Below are 2028 nucleotides of genomic sequence, written 5' to 3' on the forward strand. Positions count from 1 at the left end.
CTTTCTTTGAATTTTCACGGGCAGTATCAGGAATTTAACAAGGGGTGTTGACGGAAAAGATGGCCTCTTTGCTGGGGTAGGTGAAGGGATACAGAGAAAAATCCGCCCGTGTATTTTAAGAGTCCGTTCTTTTATGAAGAACGAAATGTCGTTGTTTATTCATACCTCGCGTTTAAAAGAAATATCTTGCGAATGTCTTCAAGTCTTATTTCGCGACGATACTCATGAATACTATCATGTGAAATCTATCGGCTATCTTTGCTTAATACAAAATGCAAACTGGGGGTTATTGCTTTAATTTTCTCATTTTCAATGTTGCAACTGCTTTTCCTTTGGCGTTTGAGATCGTTTATAAGAGGTATTTTGTTTATACGTTTCTTTGCTGTGATATGTGAGGAAATGATTTTGATGAGCTTCATCATAAATAGATTTGAGATGAGAGAATCTTACGGTATTTGAGGCTCTCGTTTGGCTTGCAAAAAAATGATCATTATAAATCAATGTGTTGAAATTTTATCCTCAAGAAAATGCATTTCTTGCATCTTCTTTTGATTTTCGCAGGTGATGTCAGTTTTCTTAAAAATGGGAATGCGTTGACAGAAAAGATTGTCTCTTTGTTGGGGATAGGTGAAGGGATACAGAGAAAAATCCGCCGCCGCGTGGTGAATATTTTTAACCTTATCACATTGATTTATCATGATCATTGTTTTGTATGTTGGGCGAGAGCCCCTAAAACCCTATTCTCTCTTTTCAAATTTGTCCCATGTTGAATCAAGCAAAATCATTCGCTAGCACGTTGCAAGCAGGGAGAAGCCTGTGTGGATAAATTTTATAAGAAAGGAATAAAATGGCTCTTATGAAATCTCTCTCTCTCGTGCCAAAGGGGGGCGTCACATCCACAAGCTGGTAAAGCGTGTGATAATGCCGGCTCGCAGAAAATGTTTAAACCTTTAGAATGCTATGTCAGCGCTTATTGATGTTGGCTTGCTTAATGAGGCGTTGTTGTCGATATTTTTTCTGTTGTTTCAACAGAAAGAATGGAGACAAGTGCACCGGTATGATAATTGTAAATCATAAATTTTGTTTGTCCATCAGGGGTTAAAATTTTCAGTACAATATTGTGCTCTGAGAGGCTTTGCGACAAAATTTGTGTTTTTTCTGGTAGAGAGAGCGTATGATGGATAACGTGTGGGTTTTTGCTGAGAGAGGAAGATCGCTCTGTTTGTTTTGGCGCTGATCCCGTTGTTATCACTTTATAAACAATTATAAATAGTACGGTCAGAATAAGGAAGAGCGTTATTAAAACGGAAATAATCATTAACCCCATAAGTTTTTTTCTCACCCGTTCTACAGCAGGATCTAAGGGGAGATCTTGAGGCAGAGTACTTTGCTCTGTGTGATGGTCTTTTGAAGGGTGCATTCGCTTATTATCTATCATGTCTTCCATTGATTATTTTTTTGAGATCTGATGGGTTTATGCTTTTAAAGTTTTTTGTGCAAGAGATTTGTGGAAGAAGAACGCAGAAGAGAAGGCAATGTTGGTAAAATGTCTTCTTTGTGGACTGTAGACAGCTTGTCCTTTACGTTTTGGCTTTTAAGCAGGAAATTTCCATGGTTTGTTACAGACCAGATCAAGTTTACTTCTTGTTGATGTAAATTGGGGTGTACGTTTATACATTGGGCAAAAATTTGTTGTCCATAAAGTGCAAACTTTTTTGTGGACGGTATCATGGCTTGTTCACAGGCTTGAGCCGTTGGGTAGGTTTTAACCATTGTATTGTTTGAATAGCAACTGTTAAAATCATCTGTACATGAAACCAATAAGAGGATAAAAACAAGGGGGGTCATAAATTATTTTCCAAACAACAGGTTGACAGCATAGACTCGAATTTGTCAGCCTAGGGGCTTCTTCATTGTTAAACGTTTTCAAAGTTTTTTAGTTCCCAAGCGCAGTTCCCAAGCGCAGTTCCCAAGCGCAGTTCCCAAGCGCAGTTCCCAAGCGCAGTTCCCAAGCGCAGTTCCCAAGCG

Annotated in this window: 2 protein-coding genes; both read right to left on the reverse strand. The window is 38.7% G+C overall.

All coding sequences use genetic code 11. The features are described 5' to 3' along the window. Window positions 1-988 precede the first annotated feature (988 nt). Window positions 989-1438: a hypothetical protein gene (locus ACFIJJ_RS05615; RefSeq protein ID WP_375622700.1), complete on the reverse strand. Its 450-nt coding sequence runs from the start codon at window positions 1436-1438 to the stop codon at window positions 989-991. Window positions 1439-1482: 44 nt separating this feature from the next. Beyond that, entirely contained in the window at window positions 1483-1848 is a 366-nt protein-coding gene (locus ACFIJJ_RS05620; RefSeq protein WP_375646291.1) for a hypothetical protein, read from the reverse strand. Window positions 1849-2028 lie beyond the last annotated feature (180 nt).

The organism is Bartonella sp. TT29SHDZB (genome assembly GCF_042193395.1).
Classification (GTDB): domain Bacteria; phylum Pseudomonadota; class Alphaproteobacteria; order Rhizobiales; family Rhizobiaceae; genus Bartonella.